This window comes from uncultured Traorella sp. (assembly GCF_944327115.1).
Taxonomy (GTDB): Bacteria; Bacillota_I; Bacilli_A; order Erysipelotrichales; family Erysipelotrichaceae; genus Traorella.
Map to the genome: position 1 here is coordinate 1 of NZ_CALVGS010000093.1, position 5,747 is coordinate 5,747.

Genomic DNA, 5,747 nt, shown 5'->3' on the forward strand with positions numbered 1-5,747 from the left:
CATATACAACATATACAACAATAATTTATATAACTTGACAGATATCGACATAAAAAAAGCCCTTATTTATAAGGACAAATTTAAGTATCATCTATTGTGTAGGGTTATGAAAGTGTCGAAAACCCGATTTGCAAAGTCGATTGACAGCATTAAAAAAATTTATTTAACACTTGCAATTCCCCAACAGTTATTGTATTATATACATACTAATTGCGGTATGTGTTTGCGGACGCATACTTGAGAGAGTCGGGGAACTGGCTCTCTTTTTCATTTTTCTTCATAATTTTGAAAATAAAAAAACCACCCTTCGCCAATAGGATGGTTCAATAAGCAGTACGCCAATACTGCCGATAGAAAAATTGATTGCTACACCAGTTTTTCTATACCCAATTTTATCAAAAAAGGAGGGTATTATCAATGATTTATGTTTACCAAAAGAAAATAACTAATCCTCTTACTGGAAGAAAGAGATTAACAACTTTCTATGGTGTCAGAGGAAAAACACCTGATCGCAAAAATTATGGAAAAAGAGGTTTTATTTCAAGAGAAGATGCAGATACATATGAAAAAAATTTACTACTTTCATATAGAAGCAATGGAAATGATAATATAACTCTTAATGAATTAGCATCTCTTTATTTTGACAATATGTATAAAAATGGAAAACTTAGGGTAGTTCAAGATATGCAAATTACATATAAGCATAAAATTAAACCCTTTCTCGGTGATATGAAAATATCATCTATTACTAATAAAGATATAAAAAAATGGCAAGATCAACTATTATCTATGACCTATGGGAAAAATAATAAACCATACGCTAATAGGTATTTACAAAAAATTCAAACTCTGTTTTCTACAATAACTAATTATGGTGTTAAGTATGGCTATACAAATAAAAGCTTCATATATCAAAAAGCCATTAGAAAAAATGAGAAAAAAAGAGAAATGAAATTCTACACTCCTGAAGAATTTAAGAAATTTATCAATGCCATAGATGATTCAATTGTCTATCACACTTTATTTACCATACTTTATTTTTGTGGTTTAAGAAAAGGTGAAGCTATGGCAGTTACTTGGAATGATATTGATTTTAAAAATAAAACTATGTCAATTGATAAATCATATGATACACGAAATCGCATTATCACAACTCCTAAAACTCAAAACAGTTATCGCACTTTACTACTAACTGATCAATGTATAACCGCACTTTATAATCTTCAGAAATACTATAAAGCAAGTGATAACGATACTCATTATGTATTTGGATATTATAAACCTATATCTGTAAATGCTATAGCTAATGCTAATATCAAATATAGTAAAAAGGCTGGCATCAAAAGAATAAGAGTACATGATTTTCGCCATTCTCATGTTTCTTTACTTCTATCTTTAAAATTTAGTGTATTTGAAATTGCAAAAAGAATCGGCGATACTCCTGAGATGGTTAATAACATCTATGGGCACTGGTTTTTAGAGTCGCAAGAAAATATGATAGATGCTTTAAATTCAGTAAAACTGTAATTTTGTAGGGAATTTGTAGGGAAATTCTAAAAAAACATAAAAAAACTGCCTTATTTTAGGGCAGTATTTTTACATATGGTGCCGACGAAGGGACTTGAACCCCCGACCTACGCGTTACGAGTGCGTTGCACTACCAACTGTGCTACGTCGGCATAGCACTAGTATTCTATCACTTTTTTTGATTATCTGCAATGCTTAACTTTCACATGAAGCGGAATTTCTTTATTTTTTAACTCAAACAGCTCACTGACACTTACAACCTCAAACCCTTCTCTCTGCATTCTCTTCAATATTTCTTCCGTTGCTTCGATCGTAGAAGTATATCCATCATGCATGATAATGATATCTCCATCTTCGATATGCATAAAAACATTGTCTTGAATACTCGCTGCATTTCTAATCTCCCAATCTCTGGAATCAACGCTCCACATAATGAAAGGCACATCAAACTCTTCCAAGATATCCTTATTGATATCCCCATAAGGCGGACGTACCAGCATATCTCCCTGCTGTCCGCTTAAAAATTTCAATAAGCTTTCATTTCCATAGATCTGCCGTTCTCTCTCTTCTTGGCTTGCTTTTGTCAGCCAGATATGATCCAAGGTATGATTACCAATTTCATTGCCCTGTTCATAAATGCTTTTCACCAATTCTTTATTTTCATTGGCATGATTCCCGTTAATAAAAAATGTCGCCGAAGCGTCATATTTATTCAACAGATCGATCAATGCCTGTGTCGTAAGCTGACTGGGTCCATCATCATATGTCAATGCCACATATTTCTTTTCTGTAAAGACAGGCTGAGTTGCAGGCTCACGATAGAAAAGCACACATATAAAGATCAAGATACAAGCCATTCCTAAATTAAATATCTTCTGCTGCAGCTTTTTCATTTTTCACCTGTTACAGTATATGAAAAAAGAGAATCATAAATCCTCTTTTGTCGTAATTTTTATATTGGTATATGCACCCAAAACCACATGCACCTTCGTATTGCTTAATCTTTCAACTACACTGGCATCATCACTAAATACATCTTGCCCATGGATGGCTTTTTTCAAGCACCCGCAAATTAAATCTCTTTTAAAGCATTGCGGCGTTAACGCTGCCATCAATGTTGAACGCTCGGGAGTATGATCGACAATATCATGATCAACCACCTTGATCGTATCCTTGACAGGAACCATCAATAAAGCAGCATCATAGTTTTCCATGGCTTCCTTGCAACGCTTCAGCTCATCCTGTGAAACATATGGACGGGCACCGTCATGAATCATGACCACTTCTTCATGAGCAGCACTGACCCCATGATAGGAGCTTTCCTGACGGGTAGCTCCCCCATAGACAAAGTGAACCCGATCTTTAAAGAGTCTTTTCATATCATCCTCATCATTTTTAGATATGACTAAGATGATTTCATTACAGGATGCATCCTGTTCAAAGACCTTGACCGTTTTTTCAATGATCGTTTCCTCATCCATTTTATATAACAGCTTATTATAGCCAAGACCTACCCTTGTTCCTGACCCTGCTGCCAGTATCACTGCACTGTATCTCATGAATACCACCCATATTCATTTTACCATATTTCACTTATTTATCCAGTTTTAATTCACTGATAAGACATTCACTGTGATGAAGTCCGACACTTGCCGGTCCTTTGATGATCTCTCCGGTCAGAGAAAAGCGTGAACCATGACACGGACAATCCCAGCATTTATCATGCTCATTGAATTTAAGCGTACAGCCTAGGTGTGGACATAACGTATCCACGATATAGAGCTTATCATCCTGACGATAGATTCCATATGGATGACGGTCTAACTGAAAACTGACGGCCTGATGATTGTCCGGTATCATAAGCTTGGAATCATGCATCTTTGATTCAATCAGACTTTTTAAGACCTGATAGTTTTCTGTAATAAAATTCTTACTGAAAACAAGACTCTTTCTCTTCAAAGAAAACAATTCCCTTCTCTTTGTCATCTCATCCTTCAAAATATCCTTGACAGTCAGGGATGCGACATAAGCATTTGTATTTCCCCATTTATTAAAACCTGTGATCACAATAAAATCATCACATCGATCAACGATCGGCAGATAATCCGTCACCTGATAATCCTGTGAGCTCCATGTGCTCAATAATCGGTGATTGGGATACTCTAATACCAGATCACGTTTAAAGCTTTGCCATTTGATATTGGAATCATCACTTAAAGCATGGTCATAGCCTCCGATAAGCATGAAGTTTTTCATATCGTTTTTCGTCTTTGTGATTTCATCTTCACTTAATATCATTACATTCTTTTTATCTGATGGCTTCAAAGCCGCCAGATAACTCTGTTTAGGCGCTGTCAGTGTATAAAAAAACTTAAACTGAAAGGGCATGACCTGGGTAGCAAGGATACAGTGCTGGAAGCGTATCGTATGATCCTTGGTCTTAACCACATGATCATGGATATGTATCATCGGTGTTCTTTCATAAATTTCACAGGTTAAACGCGAAGCTAATTGAATACAAAACTGATAAGGATCGAAGCTTGCCTGTTTCAAAAACTTAGCTCCGTAACGGATCCCTTCGATTTCATTTTCTCTGACAATTTCATAAGGAATCGAACATGTATCATAAGCTTTGATCTCATCTGCAATCTTTTTGGTCATATAAACAGATTTACAACCCACAACAGCTTCCTTTTCATAATATTCACAGTCAATGTCATATTTCTCAATAATTCCTTTTATCTCCAAGATCGCCTTTTCATTTTCCTGATAATAAAGCCTTGTCTTCTCTTCACCATGAATCTTAAGTATTTCCTGATAATTCAATCCATGCTGACTGGTGATCTTACCGGTATTTCTGCCGCTTGCCCCACCGGCAATCTCATCACTTTCAATGATGACAATATGCTCAAACATATCCTGCAGCTGATAAGCACACAATAGTCCGCTCATACCTGCTCCAACGATCAATACATCACATTCCAGATTTCGATTTAATTTCTTGATTCCTGTTTCTCTGTTTTTGATCCATTCACTTTTCATAAGGCACCTCATTCATAGGGTGCCCTCTTTTCATAAAAATATCATCACTTTACGACAGCACGCCAATACGCCTGTGAAGCTGGCATGTTTTTGGATCTTTATTTCATATAATAAAGTGGCTATTGCCTATAAAGGAGAACACAATGAAATATGTTTGTGATGTTTGTGGTTATATTTATGATGAAGTCATAGGAGATATTGAAAATAATCTTGCACCTGATACAAAATGGGAGGCATTGGACGACGAATGGATATGTCCTATATGTATGGCAGATAAAGAACAGTTTTCAGTTTATATTGAATAAGGATGTTTTCTTTTGTTGATTATGATAAAATATTTTTGTAATTAACGGAGGCTTTATGGCAGAAGAGATTTATATTAAAAAAATAGAAGATATCATTGGGGTCGTGCTTGATCAAAAATATGATGTCCGCATCGATCGGCATCGTTCCTCATTTCTATACCGAGGATTACCGAATGATTCCTTTACATTGACAACAAGCATTGAAAGAAACTGCAAAGAAAAGTGGACGGATTTAGAAAAACCTATTCTGAGAAACTTTACAAAATATGCTGCGATGCATATGCCGGATCTAAAGGATTCGGTATGGAAGCAGTTGATCATCGGACAACATCACGGTTTACCTACCCGTTTATTAGACTGGACGTATTCACCTTTGATTGCGATGCATTTTGCGACAAGTGGCGAACACCTTCATGAGATGGATGAGCATAATGGTCTTATCTGGAAAATTGATATCGAGGAATTGAATTTGCTTCTTCCTCAGAAATATCAGGAAGCTTTAAATCGTGAAAAGGCATATTTATTTACCACGGACATGATGCGCAATGTCGTCCATGATCTGGAAAGCTATGACAAAGATATGTCAGATCAGTCCATGGTCTTTCTGGAACCTCCATCTTTTGATGAACGTATCATCAATCAATATTCCTATTTTTCAGTAGTTCCTAAGAATATTGGCTGTATTGAAGATTTTTTAGATAAATATACACATAAAACAGTAAAATATATCATTGATAAAGATTTAAGATGGGAAATCAGGGATATGTTAGATCGGCTCAACATCAATGAACGTATCATCTTTCCTGATCTTGATGGTTTATCAAACTGGTTAAAACGTCATTATTTTGTGAAAGAATCACGCTAATCAAAAAT

6 protein-coding genes and 1 tRNA gene are annotated in these 5,747 nt (G+C 35.5%); 3 read left to right on the forward strand and 4 right to left on the reverse strand.

The features are described 5' to 3' along the window. The first annotated feature begins 417 nt into the window (after positions 1 to 417). Positions 418 to 1,527 (forward strand): site-specific integrase, encoded by a 1,110-nt coding sequence (locus Q0K35_RS08435; protein ID WP_294562228.1) that lies wholly within the window; start codon positions 418 to 420, stop codon positions 1,525 to 1,527. A 76-nt stretch (positions 1,528 to 1,603) separates the two neighbouring features. Here the strand turns inward: Q0K35_RS08435 and Q0K35_RS08440 are convergent. From Q0K35_RS08440 to Q0K35_RS08455, 4 genes are all read right to left on the reverse strand, one after another. Then, positions 1,604 to 1,679 (reverse strand) — tRNA-Thr (locus tag Q0K35_RS08440). A 30-nt stretch (positions 1,680 to 1,709) separates the two neighbouring features. Continuing rightward, positions 1,710 to 2,420, reverse strand: coding sequence for a polysaccharide deacetylase family protein (locus Q0K35_RS08445; protein WP_294562229.1), 711 nt, complete (start codon positions 2,418 to 2,420; stop codon positions 1,710 to 1,712). A gap of 33 nt (positions 2,421 to 2,453) precedes the next feature. Then, positions 2,454 to 3,086: a 2-C-methyl-D-erythritol 4-phosphate cytidylyltransferase gene (gene ispD, locus Q0K35_RS08450; protein WP_294562231.1), complete on the reverse strand. Its 633-nt coding sequence runs from the start codon at positions 3,084 to 3,086 to the stop codon at positions 2,454 to 2,456. A 34-nt stretch (positions 3,087 to 3,120) separates the two neighbouring features. After that, entirely contained in the window at positions 3,121 to 4,569 is a 1,449-nt protein-coding gene (locus Q0K35_RS08455; protein WP_294562232.1) for an FAD-dependent oxidoreductase, read from the reverse strand. A gap of 143 nt (positions 4,570 to 4,712) precedes the next feature. On the opposite strand from Q0K35_RS08455, the gene Q0K35_RS08460 reads away from it, so the two are divergent. Further along, positions 4,713 to 4,874, forward strand: a complete 162-nt coding sequence (locus tag Q0K35_RS08460; protein ID WP_294562234.1) for a rubredoxin — start codon at positions 4,713 to 4,715, stop codon at positions 4,872 to 4,874. Between the two features lie 55 nt (positions 4,875 to 4,929). Further along, positions 4,930 to 5,739, forward strand: coding sequence for an FRG domain-containing protein (locus Q0K35_RS08465; protein ID WP_294562235.1), 810 nt, complete (start codon positions 4,930 to 4,932; stop codon positions 5,737 to 5,739). Positions 5,740 to 5,747: the final 8 nt, after the last annotated feature.